The following is a 15,763-nucleotide window of genomic DNA, read 5'->3' as shown; positions in this document are numbered from 1 at the left end:
GATGGTTGTCCGTCGTCAGAATCCCTCTATTATAGAGTCCTGTACTGCCTGACGAAGACAAAGGAAATCAGATGACCCAAGAAACTGATATTTTTAATTTATTCATTAAGCTCACGCCGCCGGGACTGGCATTACTGCTGTGGGCGTACGGGGTTTATAATCAGTCCTCACTGAAGAAACTGGAAACCATGCAGTTACAGAAAAGGTGGCCTGAACTGCCTGGCAGTTTAACCATACATGATAAAAAAGAAGCACTCCACGCGATGATTTCTGCGGAGGAAAGGAAAACCAGAGCATCGTTTAAAATGGCGATTTTCTTTACTGCCATCGCCATTTTCTGGACAGTTTATATCTGAGAATTAAAACAGGCCTCGTCAGAGCGGCAGGCCTGTTTTTTCAGAGGTGAACGTACCGTCCAGGCACTCACGGCCAGATAACCGCAAGTGCCTCATCTTCGCTAACTATCTCAAAACACGCCCTATCACTTAGGGTTAATCATTTACCAAATAACTTTTGATGTATCCATCCGTTATTAGTCAGGAGGAAAACATTGGTCACTTTCACACCATCATGTTCTGAGTTTACGTCTTTTTTTATCTGACGGTCGGCATTCAGAATCTCAGGTGATTTTGCCCAGTCAGGTATATCACTAACTTTATATGTAAAAGTCACTCGGGAAATTTTCTGCCCCATTGCATCAGATGGTTCAGTGAAATTACTGACGTCTGTTACTGTTGCTTTTCCAAAGCAGAATCCACCAAGATTCTCACCTCGCATATTTTTAGCCGCATCTTGCTTGTAGTATTTTTTCCCTTCTTCCGTCAGGTCATAACTGTTAACGACTATATCTCGTTCTTTAATCCCCCATGTGGCATCAATATGTTTACGCGATAATTCTGTTTCAGTTAACAACCCTTTTTCTGCCATTGCATGCAATATTTCTGGCATGTTGTTAATGTTGAAACCATCTGTTTTGTAAGGGAAATTAGCTTTGATATAACATGCCGGGTATACAGTATCCAGATACTGCTGTGCGGCTTCTTTGAAATTACTTTCGGAGGGTTTCTTTGGATCGTTACAACCGGTCAGCGCCAACACGCCAATACATAATAACGGTGCCAGATAATTCACTTTCATATAATTGTATCCTTGTCTCAAAATTATCCCTTCGTTCAGTACATAGAAAAAATGTTAAGGCACTGATGTAAAAAGGAACGTAAAAGTTAAAAAATACAATTTTAGAGCCTTTTGTCAATGCTGGGTCCGTGTCATAGCTGGTCGCATACCCCTCCCTAAAAATTAGCTTACAGGTTAATTTTCACCTTGCCTAACATTAGCCTATAGGTTAATATTAATGGAAATGGGAGGTCACATGTTTAGCGTTGTTTATCACCCGGAAGCCAGGGAAGAAGCCACAGCATTACCCGTAAAAATCAGGGTGAAGTTTGACCGTCTCATCGGCAAACTGGAGTATGATGCCCGATTACTGCGGGAGCCGGACACGAAGCCCCTGGGCGATGGACTTTTTGAGATCCGCACGATGGGGACGGACATAGCCAGGGGCATCTGGGTATACCACAAAGGCAATACCATCATCATGCTCCGGGTTTTCATCAAGAAGTCACAGAAAACGCCAGCGAAAGAAATCGATCTCGCCAAAAAGCGGTTAGCGGAGGTACTTAATGAAACTGGTAAGCCATAAAGAACTGCATAACGAGTGGATGCAGGACGACGAATATCGCGCTGCATGGCAGGAAGAAGAACGCAAGGAGAAGCTCAGAGAGCTACTTGCGGAATGGCGTAAACATGACAACCTGACAAAAGCGCAGGTTGCTGAACGCATGGGGGTTACACCTCCGGTTATTTCCCGCCTGGAAAACAACATCACCAAAGCCAGCATCGACACTCTGACCCGCTACGCTCACGCCTGCGGCATCAAAAAACCTGTCATTGCCCTGTACTGATGACATCCTACCCGGTTTTAGTTTTCGCCGGGTAGGTGTTGTCTCAACAGGAAAACGCGGTACAGGAGGTCTGAAGCCCAATGGGGAAGAACCATACGTTAATAATGTAACCATATGATTTTACATCTATAAAATCCAGATATCGCTTATCTCATGAAAGCACGCGGCAAGGCGTTCCAGTCTGTCGTGTATTCCGGACTCAGCATTTCCCTGCGCATCGCGAACCCCACATTGATCCCCTGGCCGGCAAAAAAAATGCGGCCCTTACCGGCGCGGTTAATCCGATCGACGGCATTCATCAGGGCTTCGCTGTCAGGACGGGGAGCACATTCATCAAACAGATTAAGTTGTGCCTCGCGGCCGGAAAAATCGGCCAGCATGATACCAGCCTTTGCGTACCGGTAGCCATCACGCCAGATGCGCGCAAGCGCACGCTGGGCAGCGGCAATGATGTCCCGGCTGTCCTGAGTGGCTACCAGTAGCGTCTCCGTCGCCTGGCTGGCACAGGGCGCATCCCGGGGTGAAAACGGGCTGGTTCGGATAAAGACACTGATCGCACGACAGTGCTGCTTTTCCTGACGCAGCTTTTCTCCTGCCCGCGCAGCAAAGCCGGTGATGGCCATCTGCATTTCCTGAAAGCTGGTTACACGCTCACCAAATGACCTGGAGACGACAATTTGGAGAGCATGAAAAACCTCGGGGCAGCCATCGAATGATGCCATCTACAGGGGTTAAAATAACCACCATCATTTCATAACAATACCTGCTGACTATGAAGATCTACGTCATCAAAATAGCAGTTCATGGAGTCAGTCCGATGGTCTGGCGTCGGCTGAGAATTGCTGCCGACACGTCACTGGCCGCGCTTCACTTCATTTTCCAGATAGTGCAGGGCTGGGGGGACGACCATCTCCATCAATTTCACATTTATGGCAAAGATTACGGTATCTCCTACGAAGGAGGCATCGGTTTTGTCGATAATCCGTTCCGGGTCGTGATTGATGATTTTGCTTTTGATGCTGGCGATCGCTTTACCTATGAATACAATTTCTTTGAGCACTGGCTTCATGACATTCGTGTTGAGGCCATTTATGAAAACTCTACGCTGAAAGCGCCGTTTTGTATAAGCGGCCATGGTATGCCCGGAGCCACAGCTGCGGATGAGTTCGATAAAACCCTGGCGTTTCTTGAAGCTATCGTTAATGCGGATGATGAAACAACGGTCGGCGAGATCCGCCCTTTTGCTGACGACCTGGATGCTGTCAGGTTCAACCGCCACAAAATCAACCGGCAACTGAGCAGGCTCGACCTTGCATCTCCGGTACTGGAGCCTGAAGTTATCTGGCTGGGCCGTCGTCGCTGACTGATGTCTATAAAGGTATACGTTTTCAGCATGCCTCTCAGATCCCCGAAAAAATGTCTATAAACCTCCCTAAATCAGTGTTTATGGATTATTCTTTAAATCTCTATGATGTTTAAAGACCTTCCGGAGGTTTTGCGTGCAATATGCCTACATCAGGGTAAGCTCGGCCGATCAGAATACGGCCCGTCAGGAAGAGGCATTGTCAAAGGCGGGTTTTCAGCCTGATAAAATTTGTGTTGAGCATGCCAGCGCGAAGGACACAAACCGCCCGGGGTTACAGGAACTCCTGGGGCAATTACGCCCTGGTGATACGCTTCTGGTTCATTCCATCGATCGCCTTTGCCGGAATATGTCGGATATGTGCGCTGTCACCACCCGGCTTCGTGACCAGGGCGTTACCCTTATTTTTCTGAAAGAGCAGCTGACGTTCAGCGCCGGCACAAACAATCCGATGCAGGAACTGCAGCTGCACATGATGTCGGCATTCAGCCAGTTTGAACGAGCCTTACTGAAGGAAAGGCAGGCCGACGGCATCGCCGCGAAAAAAGCACGGGGTGAAAAAACAGGGCGCCCCGGCGCCGATATCAAAAAGATCCAGGAAATTGACGCACTCAGAAGCAGAGGGGTCAGGCTCAGGATCGCCTGCGACCATGCGGGCCTTGGCGTTTCCACATATTATAAGCTTCGTCACCAGATGAACAACCAGTAGCCGGGAGATAGTCATCCACCACAGCAGGAGGCAATGATGCAACTGACGCTCCAGATAGTCATCACCGATGAATCAGGCTCCAGTCGAACGGAGGAACTGATGACAATCCAGAAATCAGGGGAGACCCGGAACGACATCGGATTATCGGTGTCAGAATCCAAGCTGTTGCTGAATACGGTCCAGCAGTCGGTGGTCCAGCTGCAGGCAGACGAATATACTCAACACCATATCCGGTGCCCTCACTGCCTTGCTGCGCGCAGAATCAAAGGCAAACAGAAAATACGGTACCGGACGCTGTTTGGCGTTATTCCGGTATCCGGGCTTCGGGTGTACCGGTGCCGTTGTGAAGAGAGTGATACAAAGACAGTCAGTTTGCTCAGCGACTGGGCCGGCGATTATTCTCACCCGGCACTGAAATATATTGAAACCCGCTGGGCCTCGATGATCTCCTATGAAATGACGACTCGTCTGCTGAAAGATATTCTGCCGGTGGGCCACAGCCTGAATGCCTCAACGGTGAGGAATCATTTATGCCAGGTGGCGCAGCGTCTTGACGCTGAGGCTGAAGCTCATTCAGGTTTTCTTTCCGGCTGCCCCCGCGACTGGGGGAACCTGCCCAGGCCAGGAAAACCGCTTGTGGTGGGTATAGATGGTGGTTATGTTCGCGATCGGGATGACAAAAAGCGTAATTTTGAAATTATTGCCGGGAAGTCTTTTTCCGTTGGTGCGCCTGCTGACACCCGCCGCTTCGGTTTTGTTCAGAAGGATGACTGTCATCCGGAACGCAGGCTCATGACCCACCTTTCAGCGCAGGGAATGCAGGCCAACCAGCAGATATTTTTTCTGTCCGACGGCGCGGATAATCTCAGGGACCTCCAGTTCGGTATGTACCCTGAGTCAACGCATGTGCTGGACTGGTTTCATATCACCATGAGGCTGAAGGTGCTCATGCAATATGCCCGGGGACTGCTGGTATCAGATCCAGAGGCGGGGAGTAAAGTTCTGGCACTGCTGGAAAGCATTAAACGATATCTCTGGCATGGCAATGTTGTCGCTGCGCTGGAACATATTGATAATTGCGTTATGTATTGCGATGACCCTGAACTCAGCTATCCTAGCCTGAAATCCCTGCAAAAACATCTGGATGAAATGTATACCTACATCCGGAATAATAAGATGATGATCCCAAACTACGGCGAAATGCGTCGGTACGGAGAGCCGGTATCAACCGCGTTTGTGGAATCCACGATCAATGAAGTGATCGCCAGACGAATGGCCAAAAAGCAGCAGATGCAGTGGAGCAGAAAAGGGGCTCATTATTTGTTACAGACCCGGACCGCCGTTTTGAATAACGAACTGCAGGATAAATTTGTCTGCTGGTATCCGGGTTTTCAAAGTGACGGGAAGGGACCAGCGATGGCAGCATAGCTCACGCTGCCCCAATATTTTTTATGCTCTCGGTCGTATGGAAGCTGGACCGCCTCGGTCGTGATCTTCGTCATCTCATTAATACAGTGCACGACCTGACCGCGAGGGGGACCGGTCTGAAAGTGCTGACCGGTCACGGGGCGACTATCGACACAACAACGGCCGCTGGCAAGCTTGTCTTCGGTATCTTTGCCGCACTGGCGGAGTTTGAGCGCGAACTGATTGCTGAAAGAACGACTGCAGGTCTGGCATCAGCAAGAGCCCGTGGGCGGAACGGCGGCCGACCTTATAAAATGACGCCAGTCAAACTGCGACTGGCAATGGCATCAATGGGACAATCAGAAACAAAGGTCAGTACGCTATGCCAGGAACTTGGGATAACCCGGCAAACTTTGTACAGGCATATTTCCCCTGTTGGTCAACTGCGGGCGGACGGGATCAAGCTGCTCAACCGTGGATAATTTGAACGGACGGAAAAATCTGGGGTTCCGGCGTAGTACCCCTATCACCTCCACATTTTTGCAACAGTGCCTTATAAATGGCAGCCTTATGTTTACTTGCCAAGATGGGCTACCATATGATGTTTTATACTGAGCAATATTAATATTATCTTTAATGGAAAAATTAAGCCCACTAAGTGACCCACTGCTATATGGCTCTATTGTGAAGACGCCTGAGGGTAAAAATTTATACATGGTTGTCCCTATGTCTATTATTGCAAGGTTGACAATATTATTCGTTTTATAAATTTGAGCGTTTAAAATCACACATCAAAGCAATTAGTCAGGATAAACAACAATACCCAGTGCTTCGAGAATCAGTTCTTGCTGCCAGGCTGCAATTTTGATACCTGATGTATCGACTTTGCGGGGATCTAAACCGTCGAGTTCGGCGTGGCATAAATTGGCACCCTGTAGGCTAAATTGCCCCCAGACATCTTCGGAAAAAACACCTCGACTTAAGTCTGACTCTTTCAGTGATGCACCCGCTAGGTTCGTTCCTATCCAGCGATTTTCAAACAACTCACATTTTTCTAAACAAACCCTCTCCATATTGGCATAGGAAAGATTACATCCAGAAATAAATGCTGAGCAAAAGTACATACGATTACTCACTTGATGGGCAAAGTTTGTTCGGGAAAAGTTGGCACCTTTTAAATCACACGCACGGAACTCTATACCGTAGCAATTGGCATTACTGAAGTTTGCCATCGCAAGTTGGCATTGTTGGAAACTTGCATCACGAAGATCTGCGACATCAAAGTGGCAGCCTTCGATATCACCCTGTTCAATGAACTTGCAGTTGACGAATGTCGTATCACGCAAGTTAGCACGTCGAAAGTCGCTGCGAATGAATGTGCAAGCGGTGAAGGTGAGATCACTTAAGTCTTTATGTGAAAAGTTGTGGTGCCGATATGTATGATTGTAGGTTTCCATGAGTACTCCTTGTTGAAAGGAGGGCTAGACTACCATTATACATATGCCAAGACATTAAAATAAAAGCCTGTTACATCAACACATTACAACCCCTCAATTTACCTGTTTTAAGTGGTCAAATTGGCGCGTAGAGCGCCTATCGCTCTTGCATTGGCACGCGGCCCTGTTGAAAAAAGTTATTCGCTTTAGATAGGGTTAGGAGAGCCGTGCTTCGCCGGTAAAAAATCGGACTATCCGACGCAGGGCGGACTCATCGGCGGAGAAGCAAACTTTGACTATATCTCCCTACACTTGGAAGAGGGCTAGACTGGCCCCATAGATCACCAGACACTTCGACTCTCTTAAAATAAGAGGTAGTCTTGGAACTATGTTTAATACCAGTCAGAACGATAAGATGGTTGAAGTGTTATCAGGACCTGAGCGGCGTCGGCGTCGTACACCGCAGGAAAAAATTGCCATTATTCAGCAGACTATGGAGCCCGGTATGACCGTGTCTCATGTCGCGCGCCTGCATGGCATCAATGCAAACCAGATATTCAAATGGCGCAAGCAATATTAAGACGGTTCACTGACGGCTGTTGCATCGGGCGAGGAAGTGGTGCCGGCCTCCGAACTCGCTGCCGCCAATAAGCAAATTCGCGAACTCCAGCGCCTTCTGGGCAAAAAGACGATGGAAGCCGAGATACTCAAAGAGGCCGTGGAGTTCGGCCGGGCAAAAAAATGGATTGCGCATGCGCCCTCGTTGCCTGGGAACGACGAATAAGCGACGTTTGCAGAAGTCTTGGCGTGTCGCGTGCGCAGTTGAGCATTCGGGTTCACCGGCCATCTGACTGACAGGATCGCAGACGGCAGCCCCGTTCTGACGATACCACCGTATTGTCCCGGATAAACATGGCGGTGGCTGACCTGCCGACGTATGGTTATCGCCGTGTGTGGGCGCTGCTGCGACGGGAGTCGGAGCGGGACGGCCTGCCTGTGGTTAATGCAAAGCGGGTGTATCGCATTATGAGAACGCATAATCTGCTTCTTGAACGTAAACCCGCTGATCCTTGCCGTAAGCGGGCCCATAAGGGGCGCGTAGCAGTAGCGGAAAGTAACCGGCGCTGGTGCTCAGATGGCTTTGAGTTCCGCTGTGATAATGGCGAAAAGCTGCGGGTGACCTTCGCGCAGGACTGCTGCGACAGGGAGATCATTGACTGGGCAGCGAGCACCGGAGGCTATGACAAAGAAACGGTGCAGGATGTCATGCTGGGTGCGGTGGAAAAACGCTTCGGAAGGCAGTTGCCAACAGTGCCGGCGTTCGCCCGGTTGCTGGGACTGGAGCCTTGTACGACAGCAGTGCGAAGCCCGGAAAGCAATGGCATAGCAGAAAGCTTCGTGATGACGATAAAACGGGACTACATCAGCATCATGCCGAAACCGGACAGCGAGGCAGCGGTGATGAATCTGGCGGTGGCGTTCAGTCATTACAACGAACATCATCCGCATAGTGCACTGGGATATCGCTCACCACGGGAATATATACGCAGGAAGTTATCGCAACCGTAAGAGAGCAAAAACGTCTGGATATATAGGGTCAAATCCACTGTAAATATATTACCAGTTCTTAATTACTGAATCTCCGATCCCTGCAATATGCTCGTTGAGTTCATTCATAGATGAATGAGTATTTGTAATATACAGGACTACTATACGAGATGGCTTGCCTCCGGGGCCCAACAGTGCAACGATGCCCCGAGATCCGTGATCACCTGCTCCTGTTTTATCCGCTATCATCCAGCCAGCTGGCAGTACAGAGCGGAACAGAGGCCCGCCGACTTTATCTTCCTGCATCCAGCTTATTAATTTTTTTCGAGATTTTTCTGTAAGTACACTTTCGTTTAACAATTTTTGTAGCGTTTGAGCCATCGCTGCCGGAGTGGTGGTATCACGCTCATCGCCAGGCTTCGCCTCATTAAGGCTGGGTTCGTGTCGATCAAGCCTTGTATAACTATCACCAGTGCTACGCAGAAAATGAGTTAATCCCTCCGGCCCGCCAATAGTTGATAGCAATAAATTTGCAGCAGTGTTATCACTGGTGGTAATGGCAGCATTGCATAACTCAGAAACCGTCATTCCATCTGCAATGTGCTGACTGGTTAGTGGAGAATAGTCGTCCAGGTCATGCTTATTATAGGTAATTCGGCGTTCAAGTTGTTCAAGCCCTTTATCAACACGTACTAATATTGCTCCACATAACAAAACTTTGAATGTGCTCATCATAGGAAAACGTTCTTCACGGCGATGACTACTCAGAACCTTCCCGGATAAAAAGTCTATTTCAGTAAAACCAACCCGACCTTTGATATGGTCTTCTGTGCTTTGTATTGTATCAGTAACATTGACTGGTGTAGATAATGCTGGAGTACACATTCCAGCCAGTAAAGAGATTATAATAAGGCGGATCTTTTTCATATTAATATCCTTTTTAAAATTAAGTTAAGTAATAATAGATAAATAATGAGTAAACAGGCTCTGTTCAGCCGGACTGTCGGTGTACCACCGGAGCACGTAAAGCATCCGGTGCAATCTTCAGCCGGGTAAGCACCGGACCGATAATCTGGCCGAAGACAGGCGCCGCCACTGAGCCACCAAAATGCTGTCCCGCTTTGGGATTGTTAATAACCACAACCAGTGCCACTTCAGGACGGCTCGCCGGCGCGACGCCTGCCGTATAGGTAATATGCCCCCCGTCATATTTTCCACCGGCACCTAACTTCTCTGCGGTTCCGGTTTTTATTGCCAGACGGTAGCCCGGTACAGCTGCCCTTACGCCACTTCCGCCGGGTAACACATCACTTTCCATCATTCTGATTACAGCATCGGCAAGCTTCGGGTCCGCCACCTGCTCACCGTACACCGGCGCGGATAACCGTGTAACGGATAACGGATGATAAACGCCACAGGCCCCGAGAGTGGCATAGGCTCTGGCTAACTGGAGCGGGGTTACCCGGAGGCCGTAGCCAAAAGCGAAGGTGGCGCGCTCAATATCAGCCCATCGATGGCGACTGAACGGAAAGTAACCAGTACTTTCACCGGGAAGGCCCAGCCCTGTCGGTTTTCCCAGCCCGAAGGATGAATACGTTTTTACCAGCGCATCCGAAGGCATCGCCAGGGCAATATGTGAAACTCCGGTATCACTGGATTTCTGAAGTATGCCGGTCGGCGTCAGCGCCGGCCAGTATCCCACGTCCCGGATAAGATGGCCGTCAACCCTGAACGGCCTTGTGTCAAGAAGCGTGCTGCTGCTGATAATATGGCGGCGCAGGCCTTCAAGAATGACGAAGGGTTTAACCGTTGAACCCGGCTCAAAGCTGTCATTAATCGCCACGTTACGCATTTCAGCGGAAGTGGCACCGGAAAAACGGTTGGGATTAAACGACGGATAGGATGCCATAGCCAGAATTTCGCCGGTGTTTACGCTGACAAGCACCGCAGCGCCTGACTGGGCGTGATGTTGCTCGACCCCCTCCCTTAACCGGCTGTAAACAATATACTGAAGCACACTGTCAATACTCAGCCTGATCGCCGGTGCAGTTTCCGGAGCGTCATACTGGGGGAGCCCGCAGAATTCGGAAAAAATCGTACGCTAAGGTTTTCCGGGCATCCGTAAGGGCCGAAACTTCCCGTCTTCCAGTCTGCGGCTCTGCCGCCAGACGTAATCGCCGGTTAGGTTGATGTGCTCCCAGCCCAGCGGCGACAGGAATTGCAGCAGCTCGCCGTCCACCGGCTTGCCGGCCTCGACCAACCCCTGGGTGGCGCGTTCCAGGTACACCGTGTTCCACAGCACGATAGCCGCCGTCACCAGGTTGAGGCCGCTGGCCCGGTAGCGCTGCTGCTCGAAGCTCCGATCCCTGATTTCCCCAAGGCGGTTGAAGAACACCGCCCTGGCCAGCGAGTTGCGCGCCTCACCTTTGTTCAGGCCGGCATGCACGCGGCGGCGCAGTTCAACACTTTGCAGCCAGTCCAGGATGAACAGCGTGCGCTCGATCCGGCCCAGCTCGCGCAGGGCCACGGCCAGTCCGTTCTGGCGCGGGTAGCTGCCGAGCTTGCGCAGCATCAGCGAGGCGGTGACGGTGCCCTGCTTGATCGAGCTGGCCAGGCGCAGGATGTCGTCCCAGTGGGCACGCACGTGCTTGATGTTCAGGGTGCCGCCGATCAGCGGGCGCAACGTCGGGTAGGCTTGCACGCCCTGCGGCACGTACAGCTTGGTTTCGCCGAGGTCGCGGATGCGCGGCGCGAAGCGGAAGCCTAGCAGGTGCATCAGGGCAAAGACGTGATCGGTGAAGCCGGCCGTGTCGGTGTAGTGCTCCTCGATCCGCAGGTCGGACTCGTGGTACAGCAGGCCGTCGAGCACATAGGTGGAATCGCGGACGCCGACATTCACCACGCGGGTGCTGAACGGCGCGTACTGGTCGGAGATATGGGTATAGAACAGCCGTCCCGGCTCGCTACCGTACTTCGGGTTGACGTGCCCGGTGCTCTCGCCCCGGCCACCCGCGCGGAAGCGCTGGCCATCGGAGGATGAGGTCGTGCCGTCGCCCCAGTGGGCGGCAAAGGCGTGGCGATACTGGTGGTTGACCAGCTCGGCCAAGGCCGCCGAATAGGTTTCGTCGCGGATGTGCCAGGCTTGCAGCCAGGACAGCTTGGCGTAGGTCAGGCCGGGGCTCGACTCGGCCATCTTGGTCAGCCCGAGGTTGATCGCATCACCGAGGATTGCGGACAGCAGCAACGTCCTGTCTTTGGCCTCGGCCCCGTCCTTCAAGTGGGTGAAGTGGCGGCTGAAGCCCGTCCAGTCGTCCACGTCCATCAGCAGTTCGGTGATCTTGATGCGCGGCAGTAACTGGCTGGTTTGGTCGATCAGCGCCTGCGCCCGATCCGGCACCGCCGCATCCAGCGGGGTGATTTTCAGCCCTGACTCGGTGAGGATGGCATCGGGCAGCTCGTTGTCCTTGGCCAGGCGGGTGACGGTGGCCAACTGCTCGTCCAGCAGCTGCAAACGCTCTTCCAGGTACTGGTCGCTGTTCGGGTTGATCGCCAGGGGCAGGGCCTGCTCGCGCTTGAGTGCGGCGAACTTCTCGGCCGGCAGCAGGTAGTCGTCGAAGTCGCGGAACTGCCGCGAGCCCTTGACCCAGATGTCGCCGGAGCGCAGGGCGTTCTTCAGCTCGGACAGGGCGCAGATTTCGTAGAATTTCCGGTCGAGGCCTTCCGGGGTGATCACCAGCGGCTTCCAGCGCGGCTTGATGAAGGCCGTGGGTGCATCGGCCGGCACCTTGCGCAGGTTGTCGGCGTTCATCTCACGCAGGGTCTGCACGGCTGCCAGCACGCCTTGCGCGGCCGGCCCGTGCTGTTCCCCAACTTTTCGCTCGGCGAAGAGTATGAACATGCGCCGCCGGCGACGAATCGCCAAATCTCACCGTATCTCCCGAGCGGACGATTTCGCACCGGTCTGCCCGTCGAAGGGCTTGCGATCGAACGGGGCGACCTTTTCTATGCATGTCCGCGAGCCAGCGTCTTTTATGGCACGGCGCTCGACGCCGACCTTCGGACGCGCGGCGTAAGCACGCTTGTCATGGCCGGGATAAGCACCACCGGCGTTGTTCTTTCAAGCGTCGCCTGGGCTAGTGATGCGGACTACGACGTGCGTTTGGTCCAGGACTGCTGCTACGACCCGGATCGGGATGCCCACGAAGCTCTGTTGCGTTCCGGGTTCGGCGGACGTGTACAGGTCGTGTAATTTTCGGGCCTCGCATGATCGCGGCCATAGCCGCAGGTGGATTGGTGCGAGGCAGGGCCAGTCCAAGTCAGGGTGCGGTCATCGCGGCGCCTGCAACTCTCAAAAACCCATCGCCGTAGCGGAGGTCTTGTAATCGCATGTCATTACGCACGCCCGATTTATTGTTCACAGCGATAGCACCTGCCATTTGGGGCAGCACCTACATTGTCACCACCCAATACCTGCCGAACTTCTCACCGATGACGGTCGCGATGCTGCGGGCGTTGCCGGCGGGTTTATTGCTCGTGATGATCGTCCGACAGATTCCAACGGGAATCTGGTGGATGCGCATCTTCATCCTCGGCGCACTTAATATTTCGCTATTCTGGAGCTTGTTGTTTATTTCGGTCTACCGCCTGCCGGGCGGGGTCGCGGCGACGGTAGGCGCTGTGCAGCCGCTGATGGTCGTGTTCATCTCTGCCGCTCTGCTAGGTAGCCCGATACGATTGATGGCGGTCCTGGGGGCTATTTGCGGAACTGCGGGCGTGGCGCTGTTGGTGTTGACACCAAACGCAGCGCTAGATCCTGTCGGCGTCGCAGCGGGCCTGGCGGGGGCGGTTTCCATGGCGTTCGGAACCGTGCTGACCCGCAAGTGGCAACCTCCCGTGCCTCTGCTCACCTTTACCGCCTGGCAACTGGCGGCCGGAGGACTTCTGCTCGTTCCAGTAGCTTTAGTGTTTGATCCGCCAATCCCGATGCCTACAGGAACCAATGTTCTCGGCCTGGCGTGGCTCGGCCTGATCGGAGCGGGTTTAACCTACTTCCTTTGGTTCCGGGGGATCTCGCGACTCGAACCTACAGTTGTTTCCTTACTGGGCTTTCTCAGCCCGGGGACCGCCGTGTTGCTAGGATGGTTGTTCTTGGATCAGACGCTGAGTGCGCTTCAAATCATCGGCGTCCTGCTCGTGATCGGGAGTATCTGGCTGGGCCAACGTTCCAACCGCACTCCTAGGGCGCGTATAGCTTGCCGGAAGTCGCCTTGACCCGCATGGCATAGGCCTATCGTTTCCACGATCAGCGATCGGCTCGTTGCCCTGCGCCGCTCCAAAGCCCGCGACGCAGCGCCGGCAGGCAGAGCAAGTAGAGGGCAGCGCCTGCAATCCATGCCCACCCGTTCCACGTTGTTATAGAAGCCGCATAGATCGCCGTGAAGAGGAGGGGTCCGACGATCGAGGTCAGGCTGGTGAGCGCCGCCAGTGAGCCTTGCAGCTGCCCCTGACGTTCCTCATCCACCTGCCTGGACAACATTGCTTGCAGCGCCGGCATTCCGATGCCACCCGAAGCAAGCAGGACCATGATCGGGAACGCCATCCATCCCCGTGTCGCGAAGGCAAGCAGGATGTAGCCTGTGCCGTCGGCAATCATTCCGAGCATGAGTGCCCGCCTTTCGCCGAGCCGGGCGGCTACAGGGCCGGTGATCATTGCCTGGGCGAGTGAATGCAGAATGCCAAATGCGGCAAGCGAAATGCCGATCGTGGTCGCGTCCCAGTGAAAGCGATCCTCGCCGAAAATGACCCAAAGCGCGGCCGGCACCTGTCCGACAAGTTGCATGATGAAGAAGACCGCCATCAGGGCGGCGACGACGGTCATGCCCCGGGCCCACCGGAACGAAGCGAGCGGGTTGAGAGCCTCCCGGCGTAACGGCCGGCGTTCGCCTTTGTGCGACTCCGGCAAAAGGAAACAGCCCGTCAGGAAATTGAGGCCGTTCAAGGCTGCCGCGGCGAAGAACGGAGCGTGGGGGGAGAAACCGCCCATCAGCCCACCGAGCACAGGTCCCGCGACCATCCCGAACCCGAAACAGGCGCTCATGAAGCCGAAGTGCCGCGCGCGCTCATCGCCATCAGTGATATCGGCAATATAAGCGCCGGCTACCGCCCCAGTCGCCCCGGTGATGCCGGCCACGATCCGCCCGATATAGAGAACCCAAAGGAAAGGCGCCGTCGCCATGATGGCGTAGTCGACAGCAGCGCCGGCCAGCGAGACGAGCAAGACCGGCCGCCGCCCGAAACGATCCGACAGCGCGCCCAGCACAGGTGCGCAGGCAAATTGCATCAACGCATACAGCGCCAGCAGAATGCCATAGTGGGCGGTGACGTCGTTCGAGTGAACCAGATCGCGCAGGAGGCCCGGCAGCACCGGCATAATCAGGCCGATGCCGACAGCGTCGAGCGCGACAGTGCTCAGAATTACGATCAGGGGTCTGTTGGGTTTCACGTCTGGCCTCCGGACCAGCCTCCGCTGGTCCGATTGAACGCGCGGATTCTTTATCACTGATAAGTTGGTGGACATATTATGTTTATCAGTGATAAAGTGTCAAGCATGACAAAGTTGCAGCCGAATACAGTGATCCGTGCCGCCCTGGACCTGTTGAACGAGGTCGGCGTAGACGGTCTGACGACACGCAAACTGGCGGAACGGTTGGGGGTTCAGCAGCCGGCGCTTTACTGGCACTTCAGGAACAAGCGGGCGCTGCTCGACGCACTGGCCGAAGCCATGCTGGCGGAGAATCATACGCATTCGGTGCCGAGAGCCGACGACGACTGGCGCTCATTTCTGATCGGGAATGCCCGCAGCTTCAGGCAGGCGCTGCTCGCCTACCGCGATGGCGCGCGCATCCATGCCGGCACGCGACCGGGCGCACCGCAGATGGAAACGGCCGACGCGCAGCTTCGCTTCCTCTGCGAGGCGGGTTTTTCGGCCGGGGACGCCGTCAATGCGCTGATGACAATCAGCTACTTCACTGTTGGGGCCGTGCTTGAGGAGCAGGCCGGCGACAGCGATGCCGGCGAGCGCGGCGGCACCGTTGAACAGGCTCCGCTCTCGCCGCTGTTGCGGGCCGCGATAGACGCCTTCGACGAAGCCGGTCCGGACGCAGCGTTCGAGCAGGGACTCGCGGTGATTGTCGATGGATTGGCGAAAAGGAGGCTCGTTGTCAGGAACGTTGAAGGACCGAGAAAGGGTGACGATTGATCAGGACCGCTGCCGGAGCGCAACCCACTCACTACAGCAGAGCCATGTAGACAACATCCCCTCCCCCTTTCCACCGCG

General features: G+C 53.8%; 14 protein-coding genes and 4 pseudogenes. 11 read left to right on the top strand and 7 right to left on the bottom strand.

Going from position 1 to position 15,763, the window contains the following annotated elements:
* Positions 1 to 71 precede the first annotated feature (71 nt).
* Positions 72 to 356, top strand: a complete 285-nt coding sequence (locus tag KB890_RS26795) for a hypothetical protein (protein WP_015344981.1) — start codon at positions 72 to 74, stop codon at positions 354 to 356.
* Positions 357 to 495: 139 nt separating this feature from the next.
* Here the strand turns inward: KB890_RS26795 and KB890_RS26790 are convergent, their stop codons facing one another.
* On the bottom strand, positions 496 to 1,137 hold the full coding sequence (locus KB890_RS26790; RefSeq protein WP_032440552.1) for a hypothetical protein: 642 nt from the start codon (positions 1,135 to 1,137) through the stop codon (positions 496 to 498).
* A 235-nt stretch (positions 1,138 to 1,372) separates the two neighbouring features.
* On the opposite strand from KB890_RS26790, the gene KB890_RS26785 reads away from it, so the two are divergent.
* Together KB890_RS26785 and KB890_RS26780 are read left to right on the top strand one after the other, a co-directional pair.
* Positions 1,373 to 1,702, top strand: coding sequence for a type II toxin-antitoxin system RelE/ParE family toxin (locus KB890_RS26785; RefSeq protein WP_000493286.1), 330 nt, complete (start codon positions 1,373 to 1,375; stop codon positions 1,700 to 1,702).
* Complete coding sequence (locus tag KB890_RS26780) at positions 1,683 to 1,964, top strand: helix-turn-helix domain-containing protein (protein ID WP_000780222.1); 282 nt, start codon at positions 1,683 to 1,685, stop codon at positions 1,962 to 1,964. Before KB890_RS26785 ends, KB890_RS26780 begins: the two co-directional genes overlap by 20 nt.
* Positions 1,965 to 2,110: 146 nt before the next feature.
* On the opposite strand, the gene KB890_RS26775 is transcribed toward KB890_RS26780, so the two are convergent.
* The gene (locus KB890_RS26775) at positions 2,111 to 2,587 is read right to left on the bottom strand and encodes a DUF4113 domain-containing protein (protein ID WP_194164765.1); all 477 of its coding nucleotides are present in this window, start codon (positions 2,585 to 2,587) and stop codon (positions 2,111 to 2,113) included.
* Positions 2,588 to 2,736: 149 nt separating this feature from the next.
* On the opposite strand from KB890_RS26775, the gene KB890_RS26770 reads away from it, so the two are divergent.
* The 4 genes and pseudogenes from KB890_RS26770 to KB890_RS26755 all read left to right on the top strand — a co-directional run.
* Positions 2,737 to 3,327 carry a plasmid pRiA4b ORF-3 family protein gene (locus tag KB890_RS26770; RefSeq protein WP_012477564.1) on the top strand — a complete coding sequence of 197 codons (591 nt, stop codon included), beginning with the start codon at positions 2,737 to 2,739 and terminating at the stop codon, positions 3,325 to 3,327.
* Positions 3,328 to 3,463: 136 nt separating this feature from the next.
* Positions 3,464 to 4,036, top strand: a complete 573-nt coding sequence (locus KB890_RS26765) for a recombinase family protein (RefSeq protein WP_001493762.1) — start codon at positions 3,464 to 3,466, stop codon at positions 4,034 to 4,036.
* 36 nt (positions 4,037 to 4,072) lie between these two features.
* On the top strand, positions 4,073 to 5,464 hold the full coding sequence (locus KB890_RS26760) for an ISKra4-like element ISKpn19 family transposase (protein WP_001493761.1): 1,392 nt from the start codon (positions 4,073 to 4,075) through the stop codon (positions 5,462 to 5,464).
* A gap of 32 nt (positions 5,465 to 5,496) precedes the next feature.
* Positions 5,497 to 5,925: pseudogene (locus KB890_RS26755) on the top strand (recombinase family protein); the annotation flags it as partial.
* Positions 5,926 to 6,243: 318 nt separating this feature from the next.
* Here the strand turns inward: KB890_RS26755 and KB890_RS26750 are convergent.
* Positions 6,244 to 6,900 (bottom strand): quinolone resistance pentapeptide repeat protein QnrS1, encoded by a 657-nt coding sequence (locus KB890_RS26750; protein ID WP_001516695.1) that lies wholly within the window; start codon positions 6,898 to 6,900, stop codon positions 6,244 to 6,246.
* Between the two features lie 394 nt (positions 6,901 to 7,294).
* Between KB890_RS26750 and KB890_RS26745 the strand changes: the two are divergent.
* A pseudogene (locus KB890_RS26745) lies at positions 7,295 to 8,448 on the top strand (IS3 family transposase).
* A gap of 48 nt (positions 8,449 to 8,496) precedes the next feature.
* Here KB890_RS26745 and KB890_RS26740 read toward each other — a convergent pair.
* The 3 genes and pseudogenes from KB890_RS26740 to KB890_RS26730 all read right to left on the bottom strand — a co-directional run.
* The gene (locus KB890_RS26740; protein WP_012477595.1) at positions 8,497 to 9,354 is read right to left on the bottom strand and encodes a class A beta-lactamase LAP-2; all 858 of its coding nucleotides are present in this window, start codon (positions 9,352 to 9,354) and stop codon (positions 8,497 to 8,499) included.
* A 64-nt stretch (positions 9,355 to 9,418) separates the two neighbouring features.
* Positions 9,419 to 10,465, bottom strand: a pseudogene (locus tag KB890_RS26735) (penicillin-binding transpeptidase domain-containing protein); the annotation flags it as partial.
* 63 nt (positions 10,466 to 10,528) lie between these two features.
* A pseudogene (locus KB890_RS26730) lies at positions 10,529 to 12,280 on the bottom strand (Tn3-like element TnAs1 family transposase); the annotation flags it as partial.
* Positions 12,281 to 12,283: 3 nt separating this feature from the next.
* Between KB890_RS26730 and KB890_RS26725 the strand changes: the two are divergent.
* Positions 12,284 to 12,676, top strand: coding sequence for a cysteine hydrolase family protein (locus KB890_RS26725; RefSeq protein WP_001351729.1), 393 nt, complete (start codon positions 12,284 to 12,286; stop codon positions 12,674 to 12,676).
* 137 nt (positions 12,677 to 12,813) lie between these two features.
* A complete protein-coding gene (locus KB890_RS26720; RefSeq protein WP_000058717.1) occupies positions 12,814 to 13,698 on the top strand; it encodes a DMT family transporter in 885 nt (294 codons plus the stop codon).
* Between the two features lie 31 nt (positions 13,699 to 13,729).
* Here KB890_RS26720 and tet(A) read toward each other — a convergent pair whose 3' ends face one another.
* Complete coding sequence (gene tet(A) / locus KB890_RS26715; protein ID WP_000804064.1) at positions 13,730 to 14,929, bottom strand: tetracycline efflux MFS transporter Tet(A); 1,200 nt, start codon at positions 14,927 to 14,929, stop codon at positions 13,730 to 13,732.
* 105 nt (positions 14,930 to 15,034) lie between these two features.
* Between tet(A) and tetR(A) the strand changes: the two genes are divergently transcribed.
* Entirely contained in the window at positions 15,035 to 15,685 is a 651-nt protein-coding gene (tetR(A), locus tag KB890_RS26710; RefSeq protein WP_000164043.1) for a tetracycline resistance transcriptional repressor TetR(A), read from the top strand.
* The last annotated feature ends 78 nt before the right edge of the window (positions 15,686 to 15,763 follow it).

Origin of the sequence: Klebsiella sp. P1954 (assembly GCF_018199955.1) — a bacterium.
Lineage (GTDB): Bacteria > Pseudomonadota > Gammaproteobacteria > Enterobacterales > Enterobacteriaceae > Klebsiella > Klebsiella pneumoniae.
This window is presented reverse-complemented; position numbering and strand designations above follow the sequence as displayed.

What these genes read in the sequence shown, in the direction of transcription:
- KB890_RS26750 (WP_001516695.1), bottom strand. Translation starts at nt 6,900, where the DNA reads ATGGAAACCTACAATCATACATATCGGCACCACAACTTTTCACATAAA.
- KB890_RS26790 (WP_032440552.1), bottom strand. Translation starts at nt 1,137, where the DNA reads ATGAAAGTGAATTATCTGGCACCGTTATTATGTATTGGCGTGTTGGCG.
- KB890_RS26795 (WP_015344981.1), top strand. Translation starts at nt 72, where the DNA reads ATGACCCAAGAAACTGATATTTTTAATTTATTCATTAAGCTCACGCCG.
- KB890_RS26780 (WP_000780222.1), top strand. Translation starts at nt 1,683, where the DNA reads ATGAAACTGGTAAGCCATAAAGAACTGCATAACGAGTGGATGCAGGAC.
- KB890_RS26760 (WP_001493761.1), top strand. Translation starts at nt 4,073, where the DNA reads ATGCAACTGACGCTCCAGATAGTCATCACCGATGAATCAGGCTCCAGT.
- KB890_RS26740 (WP_012477595.1), bottom strand. Translation starts at nt 9,354, where the DNA reads ATGAAAAAGATCCGCCTTATTATAATCTCTTTACTGGCTGGAATGTGT.
- KB890_RS26785 (WP_000493286.1), top strand. Translation starts at nt 1,373, where the DNA reads ATGTTTAGCGTTGTTTATCACCCGGAAGCCAGGGAAGAAGCCACAGCA.
- KB890_RS26775 (WP_194164765.1), bottom strand. Translation starts at nt 2,587, where the DNA reads ATGGCCATCACCGGCTTTGCTGCGCGGGCAGGAGAAAAGCTGCGTCAG.
- KB890_RS26770 (WP_012477564.1), top strand. Translation starts at nt 2,737, where the DNA reads ATGAAGATCTACGTCATCAAAATAGCAGTTCATGGAGTCAGTCCGATG.
- KB890_RS26720 (WP_000058717.1), top strand. Translation starts at nt 12,814, where the DNA reads ATGTCATTACGCACGCCCGATTTATTGTTCACAGCGATAGCACCTGCC.